Genomic DNA, 13430 nt, shown 5'->3' on the forward strand with positions numbered 1-13430 from the left:
TTAAAACCCCCCTTTTTCAAGGGGGGTTAAAAGCCGAAAATCAGCTTGATTCTCCTTACATCGAAGAACCCAAACCGGCATAAGCACCGTAGAAGAAAAGACTCACAATGCTCAGAACACCGAGACCAGCGACAGTAGCTACCAGCCACAAAGGAATTCTTCCACTTTCACTAAACATAGCCATCACCTCACTAATGTACAGCTAAACAAATTCGATCGAACTATCGAAAGCCAACTCAGACACCAGTTAATTAAAGAAATAACTGGAGAACAAAATACCCAAAACAAAAATCAGCAACAAACCCAGATACAAAGAAGTCCGGTTTAACTCAACAGGCTGCTCGTTGGGATTAGGAACGCGCTCAGGCATTGTAAACTCCTATCGTTGAATAAATTGCATTGCTGCGATCGCGCCCAAAAAGAAAATTGTTGGGACACCTAAAGTATGAACTGCCAACCAGCGCACCGTAAAAATCGGATACGAAATTGGCTCATTATTTGGGGTTCTGCTCGTCATTTTTCCAAATCCTTGTTAAATTACTTGGCAATGAACTGATCTACTTGTTTCTTAGCTTCAAAGCGATCCGAGATAATCGGCACTTCTTCGCGCTGCGGTGTGAAATACTGGTTAGGGCGAGGAGTTCCGAAAGCATCGTAAGCCAAACCCGTTTGCACAAACAGCCATCCAGCAATAAACAAAGCCGGAATGGTGATGCTGTGAATTACCCAATAACGGATACTTGTAATAATGTCCCCAAACGGACGTTCTCCAGTTGTACCAGCCATTTAGAATCCTCCTTTCAACAACAAATTGACAGACAATCTCTCTTACTATTCTACTATCAAGCAGCTTGCGCTGAACCTTGATATTTAAGTAGAGTACCGCTCGCGCCGATCACAAATCCGCGATCGGGGCCCATAAAGACAATCCTGTAAAAATTAGCGGGAACATCTTCTACTTCGCGGTCTTTTAGCCAAGTTTTCCCGCCGTCCAAACTGCACAGCAAATTGCCGCCGCCGCCGGCTACCCAAACTTCATTATCAGTCCGGTAAGCCATGTCCAGCAAACCCCAACTCGCCTTGCGATCGGGAAAAAACGGTTTTCCCCAACCTTCGGCACTTTCCGGGTCGCTAAACTGAATTTGACCACCGCGGGCGAGCATCCACAAACGCCCATCCTTGGTAAAGCCCATATTTTGCAGGCGGCGAGAACTATTGCGGTTGTGAGGTTCCCAAGCTTGTTGTCCGGGTTTCCACACCGAGTAGAAATTGCCCTTCGAGGAAACCGCAACATACTGCCCGTCTTCAGAACGGTTGATATTGCGAACCACCCCAAAAGAGTCTTGCACGATCGCTTTCCAATTTTTGCCGCCGTCAGAAGTGCGGTAAATCGCGCCTACATCCGTCGTCATATCAGCCGTATTTGGGCCAATAGCTGCGATCGTACTTGGAGAACCCGGTAACTGAGAGCTCAAAGCAATCCGCGTCCAAGACTTGCCCTCATCGTTCGTGTGGAGCAAAACTGAAGGCTGGCCGACAATCCAACCTTCGGAACCTGAAAAACTCACCGACGCAAAACGCGATCTCGGCTCGTCGATATCCAGTGCGATCTGTTTCCAGTTAGTCCCGCCGTCGGTCGTTTCAAACAGAGTCGCCTCCGAACCGACAACCCAGCCGTGGCGATCGTCATTACCTGTAAAGGCAATATCCTGCAAGTTAGCCGACGTTGGCAAGGAAATCACCTGCCAAGGGTTGTAACTCACAGAACCGATCGTGCTGCAACTCGTACAGATGAGCGCAGCCGCCAATAACATTACAATTCGTTGCCAAAATCTCACAATCGTTTTACTGCAAACCATACATACTAAGTAACAACAAGAAACCAACGACCAAGCCGCCAAAAATCAGCAAACTTTTCTGACCTTCGGTCATGCCGTTGACACCGACACCGTAGCGCTGATTTGCCTTAAATCCCGATACCCCTTCCATCTGACCGAGATTTTGAAACACCGATTTGCGCGCCCCGCAAACGGGACAGACCCAAGTTTGGGGCAAATCTTCAAAAGCCGTGCCCGGGGCAATGTCACTTTTAGGATTCCCCTTTTTCGGCTCATAGACGTAGCCGCAGGCGCGGCACTCGTGCCGATCGAGGGTCTTAGTCTCAGTGGCTCGATCGCTCATAAATCCAAAATTATGGGTCAGCTAATCGTGAAGTACCTCAACTAAACTTCGTTCGAGTTGGGGCTTCCAACTAAAACTCATATTAGGACGGTCTTATTCGTCTTCAAGGTTTCCCGTCTCAACCGCCGATGCCACGTTAGGGACACCACTTGGGTGTTCGACACTTAAGTCGAGGATGGTCTTACTTAGCGTCCACAGGCAGCCGCCCGTCTTCCACAGGCAGTTACAATATTAAAATATACATTAAAAATTATTGCAGAAGATGGAGGATTAATCTCAACTAACTCGTAATTTTAGCTACCCAAAATCTATATAATGTAACAGACAAGTTACAGAACCCTTTCACCTAGGCAGTAATTATTCATCGTGTTTGCACTCAGCGGCTACGAGTATTTCTTAGGCTTCCTGTTAATTTCCAGCCTAGTCCCTATCCTCGCCCTCACGGCGTCTAAGGTACTGCGGCCCAAAAGTCGTCCCTACGACCGCCGCACTACCTACGAATCGGGCGTCGAGCCGATCGGTGGAGCCTGGATTCAGTTCAACATCCGATATTATATGTTCGCCCTGGTCTTCGTCATCTTCGACGTAGAGACCGTCTTCCTCTATCCTTGGGCGGTTGCTTTCAACCAGCTAGGACTCTTGGCTTTCATCGAAGCCTTGTTTTTTATCACGATCCTCGTTATTGCTCTTGTCTATGCATGGCGCAAAGGAGCCTTGGAATGGTCTTAAGTTCTGACAAATCACAAAAACCTCTAATTGTCAACCCCGCTATTCGCCCTGAAGTCACATCCGAATTATCAGAGAACGTCATCCTGACAACAGTGGATGACCTCTACAATTGGGCGAGACTTTCGAGCCTGTGGCCGCTGCTTTACGGTACCGCTTGCTGCTTCATCGAATTTGCAGCTTTGATCGGATCGCGCTTTGACTTCGACAGATTCGGCTTAGTACCGCGATCGAGTCCGCGACAAGCCGACTTGCTCATCACGGCCGGCACAATTACCATGAAGTACGCCCCCATCTTGGTGCGGCTGTACGAACAAATGCCCGAACCCAAATACGTGATCGCGATGGGCGCCTGCACCATCACCGGCGGAATGTTCAGCGTAGACTCCCCCACAGCAGTCAGAGGCGTTGACAAACTGATTCCCGTAGACGTGTACATCCCCGGCTGTCCCCCCCGCCCAGAAGCGATTATTGACGCAATTATCAAACTGCGGAAAAAAATCGCCAACGATTCTATGCAAGAACGGGCCAATTTGCTGCCAACCCACCGTTACTACACCAGACCCCACAAAATGAAAGTAGTAGACGACATTTTGGACGGCAAATACTTGTCTATTCCAGGCCGGATGGCGCCACCGAAAGAATTGACCGAAGCAATGGGAATGCCAGTACCGCCGGCCCTGCTTGCAGGACAAAAACAGGAGGTAAACCGTGGCTGAGACAGAAACCTCAATTGTTGAAGCCGGGAAGGTTTCCCAGTGGTTGACTCAAAATGGCTTTGAACACGAAGCTTTAGCGGCCGATAATTTGGGCGTGGAGATATTAAAGGTCGATCGAGACTTCTTAATTCCGATGTCAACAGCACTGTATGCCTACGGGTTTAATTATATGCAGTGCCAGTGCGCTTACGACCAAGGGCCCGGAGAAGATTTAGTCAGCGTTTACCACTTGGCAAAACTGACAGATAATGCTTCCCATCCCGAAGAAGTCCGCGTCAAAGTATTTATTCCCCGCGACGATCCCAGAGTGCCATCAGTCTACTGGATTTGGAAAGCAGCCGACTTTCAAGAGCGGGAATCCTACGATATGTACGGCATAGTCTATGAAGGACATCCGAATCTGAAACGGATTTTGATGAACGAAGATTGGGTAGGCTGGCCGTTGCGGAAAGATTACATTTCCCCTGATTTCTACGAATTGCAAGACGCTTATTAACGGAGTTTTGAGTTTTTAGCTCAAAATACAGTTGGTTATTTTGCACCCACTTCTTTGAGGAGTGGGTACATTTTTTTTGTGCGTTTTTTTGAAATGTCGATCAAAATTTTTTGGGATATGATGAAAGTGTACCCATCACCTTGCCATATTTTTAATGTCTGCTTATGCCCAAAAAGATTAGAGAACTCAAAAGCCTGTTGCTAAAAGCTGGGTTTACTTATCGTTCGGCAAAAGGCAGTCATACAAGATGGGTTCATCCTTTACTACCTAATGAACCAATTACCATTGCTGGAAATGATGGCGATGATGCAAAACTGTATTTAGAGAGAGAAGTTAATCGAAAAATTGGAATATTGAAAGCAATTGAAGAAGAGGAGTCTGAATCATGAAATTACCTTATATAATTGTTATTCAATGGTCAAATGAAGATAACTGCTACCTAGTTCACTTACCTGATTTTCCATCTCAGCAGTTCCACACTCACGGAGATACCTACGAAGAAGCTTTGCAGAATGCAGTGGAGGTATTAGAGCTTTTAGTTGAAGAATATCAGGCAGATGGTAAATCTCTCCCAGCACCTAAAACTTTAGTACAAAACTTGCTGTTTGCTTGAGCATAGATTTGAAGTCATTGAGAATGATTCGGAGATTCCGAGATTAACAACCTGCTATCCTCTGTAATGTGTGGAGGTAATAAGAGTGACAAAGAATACAATTAAATTACTAGATGTCGTTGCCTTGACAGTTGACATTCCTGAATACAATCTGTGGCGCGGACAAGTTGGGACAGTGGTTGAACTGTTGGCTGAGAGTGCAGCGTTGGAGGTTGAATTTAGCGATCGCAACGGACGCACCTACGAATCTTTAGGGTTGCGGAAAGAGCAAATAATGGTGCTACGTTTTGAGCCAGCATCTCCAAATGCCAAAGCTGAAATGGTGACAGCGTAAGCGGCACAACAATTCAAATGCAGCGGACAGTCACAAGCCGAACAACTTGGTCGTTAAAGCGAAGTCTGGCGCGGGGGCGATCGCCTACCCACGCTTACTCTTCCCAGCCAACTAGGTGCAGGTGAGCAACAAGCGGTTTCCCTTACAGATATTGGTGAAGCAAGTCTTAGAAGAGATTTTAATTTTTTTATTTTTCATCCGGAGCTCTACAAGTTCTAGGTGTAATTCTGTATATAAGCAGTCTCGATGTTATATGGAATAAGCCACTTATACACTATGCCTCTGAACTATCATAATGCAGATTTAAGCAATAGGGACTTTCAACAAATTGCGATTCAGAATAAGCTAGATCTCGTAGAAGCAGACTTTAGTTATGCAGATCTACAAGGGACAAATTTATCTGGGTTAACACTTTGCAGAGCAAATTTTTCTCACGCAAAGCTCGGAGGCGCAAGATTTTGTGGAGCTAACCTTCGCGGAGCTAACTTTACCGAAGCCTCAACTGATACTGAGGTTGGACAAGGGGTAGATTTCAGTAAAACCCAAATTCAAGGAGCAGATTTCTCTAGTTCTAGGCTTTATAGTGCAAACTTCACTCAAGCAAAGGCAGGACTAACACAGAAGTTTCATATCAAGCTTCTCACTCTTGTAGCTTTGATCGGATCAGGGTTTACAGCAGCTATTGCTAGTACGTTCTTTTTTTATCTCTTCATTACTTCTCCTGAAAAATCTGCGCGGCCTGGTCAAAAGCCTTCTCGCCTAGATTCATTTATTATTTTTTGCTTATCAGTTTTTTTGATGGTAATTATCCGCATATTCTTTAACAATGTGATGAGAAATGAATGGATTATTTGGCATATAGTATTTGGTGTTGGTTTAATTTTAACCCTATTGTTACTGGGCAGAAAAATGAGTGATTCCAAAGCCGATCCTGGTAGTTTATTGGTCATAATTGTAGCTGCTTTATCTCCACTCTTACTGCAACTCTTCCCTCAAGTAAATAAATTTGAGGTATCATTAAAAAATACATTTTTGGCAAACTTTATTCAAGGATTAGGCACTAATACCAACGGTAGAATAATTTCAGGAATATTTGGAGCAGTAATTGGAGCCTATTTTGGGTGTTGGTTTTCTCGATTGGCAATCTGCAATAATCAGCGTTCTGAATGGTTTAATTTTGACTGGCTGTGGAGATCGTATATAAAGTTTGTGTCTACTGGTGGCACTAAATTCAATGACGCTCATCTAACAGGTGCTAACTTTACTTCAGCAAACCTCAAAGGAACAAGCTTTGAGAATGCAACGATTGACAAGATTTGTTGGCATAATTCTAAATATTTAGACTGTGTTAATACTGGTAAGAATAATTATTTAAAATACCCATTTATCCGTTACTTACTCGTACTAAGAAAATGGAAAAAAGGAAGTAATTTCAATGGACTAGACCTTAAGGGTATAAATTTAGGAGGGGCAAACCTCGAAGAAGCTAGCTTTATTGGCGCTAACTTAAGCGAAGCCGATCTTCGGGGTACAAACCTGACTTATTCAAATTTGAAGAAGGCAAGTTTAGATGGTGCAAATTTGGAATGTGCTAATTTAACAGGAGCTTGTATACGGTCATGGTGTATCGATGAGAAAACGATTCTGAATGGTGTAAATTGTGAGTTCGTCTTTTTGAAGTATGAAGTCGGGCATATGAATGATTATGACATAGAGCGGCTTCCTGATAAGGCTGACGGTGACTTTAATCCTGGAGAATTTGAAACACTTTTTAGCAAAGATAGTGCAACGATTCAGTTACTTGTCCGAGGCAGCGATAGCCGACTAGCTCTAACTGCTGCCTTTAAAGAGTTGGCAGATGACACAAATACACCCTTTGCATTTCAAGGTTTTGAGGTGATAGGCAACAATGTCTTAGTTAAGATTCGCGTCTCGCAAGGCACTAACAAATATACTATTAGGAATAGATTTTACCAGACACTTAGACAATCTGCACAAGAAACTCAACAGGTTTCTGAGTTGCAAGGTGATAGTAGTCAGTCCTTGCATGAATTTGTCCCGAAGCTTATGTTGATTCTTGAGGAAATCAATGAGCGTGTAGCTGGGGGTACAATACATGTGGATCGTTATACTGTGTTTAATCAGGTAACTACTCACAGCTTTATTCAGGGTGATTCCATCAGTGCTAATGACAATTCGTAAACTTTTTAACTCAAAAACATCTTAATTCATTTGGAGCGAACATGGGCGATACAATTAACGTGCACGGTGATTTCCAAAAATTTGATTCAGTCACTACCGAAACTTTTGTGGCAGGAGACTTAATCAAAATTGAAGGTAACTCTATCAAGATTGATATGAGTCAGGACTTAACTGAAGCAGCGGTTCAAATCCAGGACTTAATAGAGCAGTTACAAAAACGAAATGTAACGACTCAGGATGCCGAGAAACAAGTAGCTGAAACCATCGCTGTTCAGGCCAAGGAAAATCAAACAGTGAAAGAGAAATTAGAAAAGTGGGGTAAATCGTTGGCAGATGCAACGGTAAGTGATGTGGTTAAAAGTGTGGTCATGTTTGCTATCCGTTCAGCAGGAATTCCGCTGCCATAAGTTAAGTAATTGGACAAAATTAATTACACACTGATTTTTTGCTGATTCTTTACTAGACAAGGCTTGTCGCCCAAAGTTTTGTGTAATTAATTGTGTCCTACTACTTATAAAAGTTCACTAGCGGGCGGGACATAACAAATCGGTGCAGCGGATGGAGAAATTCTGGTGACTTTGTTCGAGGGTATCTGCTGCCGCTGACTTCCTTCAATTGTAATTATTGCACAGACTCCAGGCCAGCCAAAGATTTTCTTCATCGTCAGTGCCACCAACTGCTTTGGGAATAATACGATCGATTTCCAATATTCCCAGGACATACATTTGTAGACTGCGGCAATAACCGCATCGGTTGTGATCTCGTGCGCGAATTATGGCTTTGACTTGTTCGGAAATAGCCATTCTAATTATCCTTGTAGATGATTTGCTTGCTTTCATGTTTGACAAAAATTTACCTGTTGACGAAATTGAAGCAGGTAACATTGCCGACGAAATACTGAGAAACCCACCATTGCAAGGTTTTTTAACCATTTCTAATGCGTTGCAATGGCGACTTCAGTATGGAAGAGTCATTGAGCGTGCCGGACAACAGGAAGGGGTTATCGCAGTTTATCAATCTAACCGATGAGTTCCAACGATCGCAAAACGAAACTAGAATATGGGAATTTTCAGACACCGCTGGAATTAGCCGAGATGGTGTGTCGGAAATTGATAGAACTTGATGTTAACCCCAAAGTCATCATTGAGCCAACTTGCGGGATAGGTAATTTCATTAAAGCTGCTGCAAATTCGTTTCCATCGGCCAGCAAGATTATCGGGGTTGAAATAAATCAAAGTTATTTAAGAGAATTAAGAGCTAAGCATCAATTGTTACAGGATGAAAGATGTGAGGTTAAGCACGGAGATTTTTTTGAGTTTGACTGGACATCATTAATTAACCAATTTAATCATAGGGTACTGGTAATTGGCAACTTTCCTTGGGTAACAAACTCACAACAAGGAACTATTGGCAGTCAAAACTTGCCGAAAAAAAGTAATTTTCAAAACCACACAGGCTTAGATGCACTAACAGGTAAAAGTAACTTCGATATCTCAGAATGGATGTTGATCCATGCGATACAATGGTTGCAAAATCGTGACGCCACTCTGGCAATGCTTTGCAAGACTTCCGTTGCCAGAAAGTTATTGAGTTACATTCATTCAAAAAAACTTCATCTCGCTAGCTGTGCAACTTACAAAATAGATGCTAAAAAGTATTTTGGTGCAAATGTGGATGCGTGTTTGTTATACTGCCAGTTTGACTCATGCTCACAAAACTACTTCTGCAATGTATTTAGCAGTTTAGAAAGTTCTGACGGTCATCGAATCGGATATCACAACAATCTCCTGGTTAAAGATATAGATGCTTTCAATAAATTGAGTAATTTATATGCTGTAAAGTCAGATACGAAATGGCGATCGGGCGTCAAGCACGACTGTTCTGGCGTGATGGAGTTTCGGAAAATTGATAATTTGTTTGTCAATGGATTTGGGGAAGCTGTCGATCTTGAGGAAACTTATCTATTTCCGCTACTTAAAGGCTCTGATGTTGCTCAAAATCGCATTAATGCTACGGATCGATATATCCTAGTTACTCAAAAATTTATCGGTGAATCAACCGAAAATATCAAAACTATAGCTCCTAAAACCGGACGTTATCTAGAGAAGTGCGGGCAATATCTAGATAATCGCAAAAGCAAAATTTATCAAAATAACCCTCGATTTTCGATTTTTGGAGTAGGCGATTATAGCTTCCAACCTTGGAAAATTGCGATTTGCGGGCTTTATAAAAAATTGGATTTTAGGTTAATCGGTGAAATAGCTAATAAACCTGCAATCTTCGATGATACTGTTTACTTTCTCAGCTTTGACAGCGAGAGAGTTGCACGTCAAACTTTTGAGCTTTTGAATTCATCTGCGGCAATTAACTTTTATTCATCGATCGTATTTTGGGATGAAAAGCGTCCGATTAAATCCAGCATTTTAAATTGTCTGAATCTAGCAAGGCTGGCAGATTTGGAATTTGTAACCGCAGATGCACGCAGATAAACGCAGATAGATAGAGATATAATTGATATTATCGGTATTTCTGAAAATCTATGACTCAAGCTTTACCAAAACTCGTAAACTTCGAGGAATTTGTGGAGTGGCTGCCTGAAAATTCGGCGGTACGCTACGAACTGCACAATCGAAAGATTATTGAAATAATACAACCAGTAGGCGAACATCAAGAAGTTACAGGCTTTCTTACTGTCGAAATTGCTGTTCAAATTAAACGTCTGGGATTGCCATACGGTATCCCCAACCAAGTGATTGTTAGACCCCCTGAAAAAGATTCTGGTTATTTGCCTGATGTGTTGGTGCTGAATCGTGCAAATCTGGTGAACGAAACTTTGTGGCAAAAACAATCTGTCCTCAGTTTTGGTGCATCGATACCGTTGGTAATTGAGGTTGTGTCAACCAATTGGCGCGATGATTACTATTTGAAATATGCTGATTATGAGGAGATGGGTATCCCTGAATATTGGATTGTGGATTATGCTGCGTTGGGTGGACGCAATTTTATTGGCAATCCTAAACAACCGACAATTTCTGTGTGTAATTTGGTTGATGGTGAATATCAAGTCCTCAAGTTTCGAGAGAACGATCGCATTGTGTCGCAAACTTTTCCTGATTTAAACCTGACTGCAAATCAGGTTTTTGGAGCGGGTTTAGTGTAAGCTGAGAGCTTGGAGATTGGGATTTTTTTACCGCAGAGGACGCAGAGAACGCAGAGTCAGATAAGAGAGAGATTGATAATTTAGATGTTGATTTTTGCAGGAAGATTGTAGGCTGCTATTTTTTACCGAATACGTAAAAATTGGTGATGTCGTTCCAAATTCCTTGTTCGGTTTGCAATGCTTGTAGTTCTGCTTCAAATTCAGCCTTGGCTTGTGCTAATTGCTCGGTAGAAAGTGTTGATAATGGGGGTGGATATTGTCCGGGGGCGGGATGGGAACTTCCGGCCCACATGGCTTTGGCTTTTTCTAAACTGATATAGCTACCATCTTGCTCAATTTTAACATCTACATCCTCAAATCCTGCTTGTTCGAGCAGTCTGTGGCATTTTTTAACAGTGCCTGTGGGTTTACTCATATTGAATGAAATGCCGTATTTTTTGGCAACTTTCTGCGTGACAACTCCGCCCACAAAAGCGGTGTCGGCGAAGGCATGAATGCCGAGGATTCCCCCTGGTTTGAGAAATGTGTGCCAGTGAGTGAGTGCTGCGTGCAGATCGGACATCCAAATGAAGGCCGAAGAGCAAAAAATGCGGTCGAAAATATTACCTGGAAAGTCGAGATTTTCGGCATCCGCGAGCAAAAATTCTGTATTGTTGAGATTTAATTCTTGAGCTTTGTTTCTGGCTACATCGAGCATTCCTGCCGAAATATCTACGCCAATAACCCGACCTTCAGCGCCGACAATTTGAGCGGCTGCGATCGCCACATGACCCGTTCCCGTTGCAATGTCTAAAACCTGCTGTCCGCGACTAACTCGCCCGTATTCAACGAGACGCTGAGCAATCTGTAAATGCCAATCGCTATTGTCATAATTTTGACTTCGGCGGGTGTACAAATCTGCGATTTCTTGCTTGTATTTGTCTAATTTAGGTTGGTTGCTCATCCAGGTTTTTTCTGTTGAAGTTGACAGGCGAGACGCTTCTATACCAGGAATCAGGAGTCAGGGGTCATATCGTTTACGGTTGTTTCTGAATGATTAAACCGCAGAGAACACAGAGGACACAGAGTTAGAGATTGAGAGAGATGAATAATTTCTATGTCAATGGATTTGAGATCGGAACATTTGTCATAGCAATCCGCGATAGCGAATAAACACCAACATCACCGCCCACGATCCTAATGCGACTTTGACTGCAACCAGGATATTGAGCAAGGGGAGAATTCCACCGCTGAAAAGTGTGCCTAACTCTCCGTGCGGTAACTCATATCCTGACAGAGTGATAACGGACAATACAATGAAAACAAGTACCGAAACCTTCTCCAAAGTCGCGGCGTGCCAGCGCTGGTAGATTTCTTGCATCCACTGCGGTGATGAGGTAATCGCCACCAAGCCGATCGCAGTTCCCCCCGCTACACCCGCCGCAAAACCACCGCCTGGACTTAAATGCCCGCGAATTGCTAGTTCGATACCCACCAAGGCGGCAATCGTCGCTCCCAATCGCGCCAAAATAATCGAGGGTTGATCTGTAAACTGATATATGGCGCAAGACGGCTGTTCATTGGCTAGCATAAAACTTGCACCCAAGATGGCGATCGTAAATACCACAACTTCAAAGATCGTGTCGTACAGCCGATTTCGCAAAATGATACCGGAAACCGCATTGGTTACTCCACTATCTTGAACAACCAATTCGACGATCGAACTTTGCTGCGATAACTCCATTGTTGGATTGGCGATTAGCAGCATTTTGACAAACAGCGCTATCCCTGATAAAAAGTAAACCCACTTCATCAATGTTTGTCCTCTGCGTCTGGTGTATTTACATAGGTTAGGGTTGTCCCTGGTGATGAAAGTTCGGTTTGCATGATGTCGTAGACACGCCGAACTCTGATTGCGGTGTTATAAAGTTGCGCTTCGCCGCTGTGTTCTAGTTGGTCTTGTGGCGCACAAGCTGCATGAACTTCTTTTTCCATCAACGCCCGCTGCAATGCCTGTGCACTCGCATAGGGAACCAATTCCAGGCGCATATGGCGTTTCTGAAAAACTGTGCGGATGTCATCTATCAGTTGCTTAAAATGACCTGCGGTTTTGTCGTTTGGTATAGCATCGCCCTCTGTCCCCTCTTCGATTACACCCAGACGCAGCACGAGGGATGAACGCACCGTCACTGCATAAAGTGTAATCGCGAGTAGAGTACCCATCAAGGCTTCGGTCAAGCCCACATCCCCCGCGCCTAAAATTGTATACACCAAGGCGGCGATCGCTCCCAATACCCCCCGCAGTAGCAATGCGTGGTATGGATTGACCTGAAATACCACCATACCAGCAGCTAAGGGTAGCAGAGCGACGAGGACATAAATGTAGCTATTATCGTTCATAGTCAGTCCCTGTTTTGGAACAATAAGCCAACACATATCCCAGCATTGTGTTCCAGGTTGCTAAGCAAATGAGCGCCAGAATCAGCAGCGGCCATTTACTGGGTATTTTCAGCAGCAATCCGACGACGATCGCGATCGAACCCAGCGTATCTGCTACCGAAAGACTGTGCAGTTTATATAAAACCGATCGCTTCCCAAGTAGGTAAGAAGTACCCCAAAACCAGAAAAAAATCCCTATACCGATGCAGGTATAGCTCAATACATCTATTACGATCATGCTTCACTGATACGTTTGATTATATGTGCCAACAACATCAATCCAGCATTACCCACACTGAGGATAATCGCCGCCACCACACCGATCATCCAATCATCGCGCCAGACGGATATGACGAGAGCGATGATTGCCGCCTTGGTCGAAATACTGGCAAACGCCAACATTGTCTGCCAGATATCATGATCTTTCCATACCTCATACATGGGTATGAGCAGAGCCAAAATCATCGCAATTAGAATCAAGTTGTTCAAGTTGTTCAATTGTGTGTACTCCTGATTTTTCTTACTTAATATCGGGGCGGGCTCGCGTGCCCAACCCCCTACACCCCACAAGAAACTCTTGA

Annotated in this window: 23 protein-coding genes; 11 read left to right on the forward strand and 12 right to left on the reverse strand. The window is 43.8% G+C overall.

Going from position 1 to position 13430, the window contains the following annotated elements; genetic code table 11:
- Positions 1-55 precede the first annotated feature (55 nt).
- From QUB08_RS04020 to QUB08_RS04045, 6 genes are all read right to left on the reverse strand, one after another.
- A complete protein-coding gene (locus tag QUB08_RS04020; RefSeq protein ID WP_006635506.1) occupies positions 56-178 on the reverse strand; it encodes a photosystem II reaction center protein J in 123 nt (40 codons plus the stop codon).
- 69 nt (positions 179-247) lie between these two features.
- Entirely contained in the window at positions 248-370 is a 123-nt protein-coding gene (locus QUB08_RS04025) for a photosystem II reaction center protein L (protein WP_015176850.1), read from the reverse strand.
- Between the two features lie 9 nt (positions 371-379).
- Positions 380-517 (reverse strand): cytochrome b559 subunit beta, encoded by a 138-nt coding sequence (psbF, locus tag QUB08_RS04030; RefSeq protein ID WP_006635504.1) that lies wholly within the window; start codon positions 515-517, stop codon positions 380-382.
- A 20-nt stretch (positions 518-537) separates the two neighbouring features.
- Positions 538-786: a cytochrome b559 subunit alpha gene (psbE, locus tag QUB08_RS04035; protein ID WP_006635503.1), complete on the reverse strand. Its 249-nt coding sequence runs from the start codon at positions 784-786 to the stop codon at positions 538-540.
- A gap of 56 nt (positions 787-842) precedes the next feature.
- Positions 843-1859 carry a photosynthesis system II assembly factor Ycf48 gene (locus tag QUB08_RS04040; RefSeq protein ID WP_333223570.1) on the reverse strand — a complete coding sequence of 339 codons (1017 nt, stop codon included), beginning with the start codon at positions 1857-1859 and terminating at the stop codon, positions 843-845.
- Positions 1846-2181, reverse strand: coding sequence for a rubredoxin (locus tag QUB08_RS04045; protein ID WP_333223571.1), 336 nt, complete (start codon positions 2179-2181; stop codon positions 1846-1848). The genes QUB08_RS04040 and QUB08_RS04045 overlap by 14 nt, the downstream gene beginning before the upstream one ends.
- Positions 2182-2547: 366 nt before the next feature.
- On the opposite strand from QUB08_RS04045, the gene ndhC reads away from it, so the two are divergent.
- The 8 genes from ndhC (at position 2548) to QUB08_RS04085 (ending at position 7678) form a co-directional block, all read left to right on the forward strand.
- Positions 2548-2910: a photosynthetic/respiratory NAD(P)H-quinone oxidoreductase subunit C gene (gene ndhC, locus QUB08_RS04050; RefSeq protein WP_006635500.1), complete on the forward strand. Its 363-nt coding sequence runs from the start codon at positions 2548-2550 to the stop codon at positions 2908-2910.
- Entirely contained in the window at positions 2901-3626 is a 726-nt protein-coding gene (gene ndhK / locus QUB08_RS04055) for a photosynthetic/respiratory NAD(P)H-quinone oxidoreductase subunit K (protein WP_333223572.1), read from the forward strand. Before ndhC ends, ndhK begins: the two co-directional genes overlap by 10 nt.
- The gene (locus tag QUB08_RS04060) at positions 3619-4122 is read left to right on the forward strand and encodes an NAD(P)H-quinone oxidoreductase subunit J (RefSeq protein WP_333223573.1); all 504 of its coding nucleotides are present in this window, start codon (positions 3619-3621) and stop codon (positions 4120-4122) included. The genes ndhK and QUB08_RS04060 overlap by 8 nt, the downstream gene beginning before the upstream one ends.
- 164 nt (positions 4123-4286) lie before the next feature.
- A complete protein-coding gene (locus QUB08_RS04065) occupies positions 4287-4511 on the forward strand; it encodes a type II toxin-antitoxin system HicA family toxin (protein ID WP_006635497.1) in 225 nt (74 codons plus the stop codon).
- Entirely contained in the window at positions 4508-4735 is a 228-nt protein-coding gene (locus QUB08_RS04070) for a type II toxin-antitoxin system HicB family antitoxin (protein WP_332967673.1), read from the forward strand. Before QUB08_RS04065 ends, QUB08_RS04070 begins: the two co-directional genes overlap by 4 nt.
- An 85-nt stretch (positions 4736-4820) precedes the next feature.
- Positions 4821-5069 carry a DUF4926 domain-containing protein gene (locus QUB08_RS04075; protein ID WP_333223574.1) on the forward strand — a complete coding sequence of 83 codons (249 nt, stop codon included), beginning with the start codon at positions 4821-4823 and terminating at the stop codon, positions 5067-5069.
- A gap of 276 nt (positions 5070-5345) precedes the next feature.
- Entirely contained in the window at positions 5346-7271 is a 1926-nt protein-coding gene (locus tag QUB08_RS04080) for a pentapeptide repeat-containing protein (RefSeq protein WP_333223575.1), read from the forward strand.
- A 41-nt stretch (positions 7272-7312) separates the two neighbouring features.
- Positions 7313-7678 (forward strand): hypothetical protein, encoded by a 366-nt coding sequence (locus QUB08_RS04085; protein ID WP_333223576.1) that lies wholly within the window; start codon positions 7313-7315, stop codon positions 7676-7678.
- A 204-nt stretch (positions 7679-7882) separates the two neighbouring features.
- Here the strand turns inward: QUB08_RS04085 and QUB08_RS04090 are convergent, their stop codons facing one another.
- Positions 7883-8155: an HNH endonuclease signature motif containing protein gene (locus tag QUB08_RS04090; protein ID WP_333223635.1), complete on the reverse strand. Its 273-nt coding sequence runs from the start codon at positions 8153-8155 to the stop codon at positions 7883-7885.
- Here QUB08_RS04090 and QUB08_RS04095 point away from each other — a divergent pair.
- The 3 genes from QUB08_RS04095 to QUB08_RS04105 are packed head-to-tail and all read left to right on the forward strand — an operon-like array spanning position 8046 to position 10431.
- The gene (locus QUB08_RS04095) at positions 8046-8300 is read left to right on the forward strand and encodes a hypothetical protein (protein ID WP_333223636.1); all 255 of its coding nucleotides are present in this window, start codon (positions 8046-8048) and stop codon (positions 8298-8300) included. The genes QUB08_RS04090 and QUB08_RS04095 overlap by 110 nt on opposite strands.
- On the forward strand, positions 8297-9760 hold the full coding sequence (locus tag QUB08_RS04100) for a class I SAM-dependent methyltransferase (RefSeq protein ID WP_333223577.1): 1464 nt from the start codon (positions 8297-8299) through the stop codon (positions 9758-9760). Before QUB08_RS04095 ends, QUB08_RS04100 begins: the two co-directional genes overlap by 4 nt.
- Before the next feature lie 50 nt (positions 9761-9810).
- Complete coding sequence (locus QUB08_RS04105; protein ID WP_333223578.1) at positions 9811-10431, forward strand: Uma2 family endonuclease; 621 nt, start codon at positions 9811-9813, stop codon at positions 10429-10431.
- A 115-nt stretch (positions 10432-10546) separates the two neighbouring features.
- Here QUB08_RS04105 and QUB08_RS04110 read toward each other — a convergent pair whose 3' ends face one another.
- From QUB08_RS04110 to QUB08_RS04130, 5 genes are all read right to left on the reverse strand, one after another.
- Complete coding sequence (locus QUB08_RS04110; RefSeq protein WP_333223579.1) at positions 10547-11374, reverse strand: methyltransferase domain-containing protein; 828 nt, start codon at positions 11372-11374, stop codon at positions 10547-10549.
- Between the two features lie 183 nt (positions 11375-11557).
- The gene (locus QUB08_RS04115) at positions 11558-12223 is read right to left on the reverse strand and encodes a Na(+)/H(+) antiporter subunit B (RefSeq protein WP_333223580.1); all 666 of its coding nucleotides are present in this window, start codon (positions 12221-12223) and stop codon (positions 11558-11560) included.
- Positions 12223-12810 carry a DUF4040 domain-containing protein gene (locus QUB08_RS04120; protein ID WP_333223581.1) on the reverse strand — a complete coding sequence of 196 codons (588 nt, stop codon included), beginning with the start codon at positions 12808-12810 and terminating at the stop codon, positions 12223-12225. Before QUB08_RS04120 ends, QUB08_RS04115 begins: the two co-directional genes overlap by 1 nt.
- Positions 12800-13087 (reverse strand): monovalent cation/H(+) antiporter subunit G, encoded by a 288-nt coding sequence (locus QUB08_RS04125; protein ID WP_333223582.1) that lies wholly within the window; start codon positions 13085-13087, stop codon positions 12800-12802. Before QUB08_RS04125 ends, QUB08_RS04120 begins: the two co-directional genes overlap by 11 nt.
- Positions 13084-13314: a hypothetical protein gene (locus QUB08_RS04130; RefSeq protein ID WP_041622563.1), complete on the reverse strand. Its 231-nt coding sequence runs from the start codon at positions 13312-13314 to the stop codon at positions 13084-13086. Before QUB08_RS04130 ends, QUB08_RS04125 begins: the two co-directional genes overlap by 4 nt.
- Between the last annotated feature and the right edge of the window lie 116 nt (positions 13315-13430).

This window comes from Microcoleus sp. BR0-C5, assembly GCF_036705045.1.
Taxonomy (GTDB): Bacteria; Cyanobacteriota; Cyanobacteriia; order Cyanobacteriales; family Microcoleaceae; genus Microcoleus.

Excerpts from the sequence above, each read along its gene's own strand:
- QUB08_RS04065 (WP_006635497.1), top strand. The coding sequence starts at position 4,287 with ATGCCCAAAAAGATTAGAGAACTCAAAAGCCTGTTGCTAAAAGCTGGG.
- QUB08_RS04095 (WP_333223636.1), top strand. The coding sequence starts at position 8,046 with ATGGCTTTGACTTGTTCGGAAATAGCCATTCTAATTATCCTTGTAGAT.
- psbF (WP_006635504.1), bottom strand. The coding sequence starts at position 517 with ATGACGAGCAGAACCCCAAATAATGAGCCAATTTCGTATCCGATTTTT.
- QUB08_RS04120 (WP_333223581.1), bottom strand. The coding sequence starts at position 12,810 with ATGAACGATAATAGCTACATTTATGTCCTCGTCGCTCTGCTACCCTTA.
- QUB08_RS04045 (WP_333223571.1), bottom strand. The coding sequence starts at position 2,181 with ATGAGCGATCGAGCCACTGAGACTAAGACCCTCGATCGGCACGAGTGC.
- QUB08_RS04025 (WP_015176850.1), bottom strand. The coding sequence starts at position 370 with ATGCCTGAGCGCGTTCCTAATCCCAACGAGCAGCCTGTTGAGTTAAAC.
- QUB08_RS04125 (WP_333223582.1), bottom strand. The coding sequence starts at position 13,087 with ATGATCGTAATAGATGTATTGAGCTATACCTGCATCGGTATAGGGATT.
- QUB08_RS04040 (WP_333223570.1), bottom strand. The coding sequence starts at position 1,859 with ATGGTTTGCAGTAAAACGATTGTGAGATTTTGGCAACGAATTGTAATG.
- QUB08_RS04105 (WP_333223578.1), top strand. The coding sequence starts at position 9,811 with ATGACTCAAGCTTTACCAAAACTCGTAAACTTCGAGGAATTTGTGGAG.
- QUB08_RS04085 (WP_333223576.1), top strand. The coding sequence starts at position 7,313 with ATGGGCGATACAATTAACGTGCACGGTGATTTCCAAAAATTTGATTCA.
- QUB08_RS04130 (WP_041622563.1), bottom strand. The coding sequence starts at position 13,314 with ATGATTTTGGCTCTGCTCATACCCATGTATGAGGTATGGAAAGATCAT.
- QUB08_RS04080 (WP_333223575.1), top strand. The coding sequence starts at position 5,346 with ATGCCTCTGAACTATCATAATGCAGATTTAAGCAATAGGGACTTTCAA.
- QUB08_RS04110 (WP_333223579.1), bottom strand. The coding sequence starts at position 11,374 with ATGAGCAACCAACCTAAATTAGACAAATACAAGCAAGAAATCGCAGAT.
- QUB08_RS04020 (WP_006635506.1), bottom strand. The coding sequence starts at position 178 with ATGTTTAGTGAAAGTGGAAGAATTCCTTTGTGGCTGGTAGCTACTGTC.
- QUB08_RS04100 (WP_333223577.1), top strand. The coding sequence starts at position 8,297 with ATGAGTTCCAACGATCGCAAAACGAAACTAGAATATGGGAATTTTCAG.
- ndhK (WP_333223572.1), top strand. The coding sequence starts at position 2,901 with ATGGTCTTAAGTTCTGACAAATCACAAAAACCTCTAATTGTCAACCCC.
- QUB08_RS04070 (WP_332967673.1), top strand. The coding sequence starts at position 4,508 with ATGAAATTACCTTATATAATTGTTATTCAATGGTCAAATGAAGATAAC.
- QUB08_RS04090 (WP_333223635.1), bottom strand. The coding sequence starts at position 8,155 with ATGTTACCTGCTTCAATTTCGTCAACAGGTAAATTTTTGTCAAACATG.
- QUB08_RS04115 (WP_333223580.1), bottom strand. The coding sequence starts at position 12,223 with ATGAAGTGGGTTTACTTTTTATCAGGGATAGCGCTGTTTGTCAAAATG.
- psbE (WP_006635503.1), bottom strand. The coding sequence starts at position 786 with ATGGCTGGTACAACTGGAGAACGTCCGTTTGGGGACATTATTACAAGT.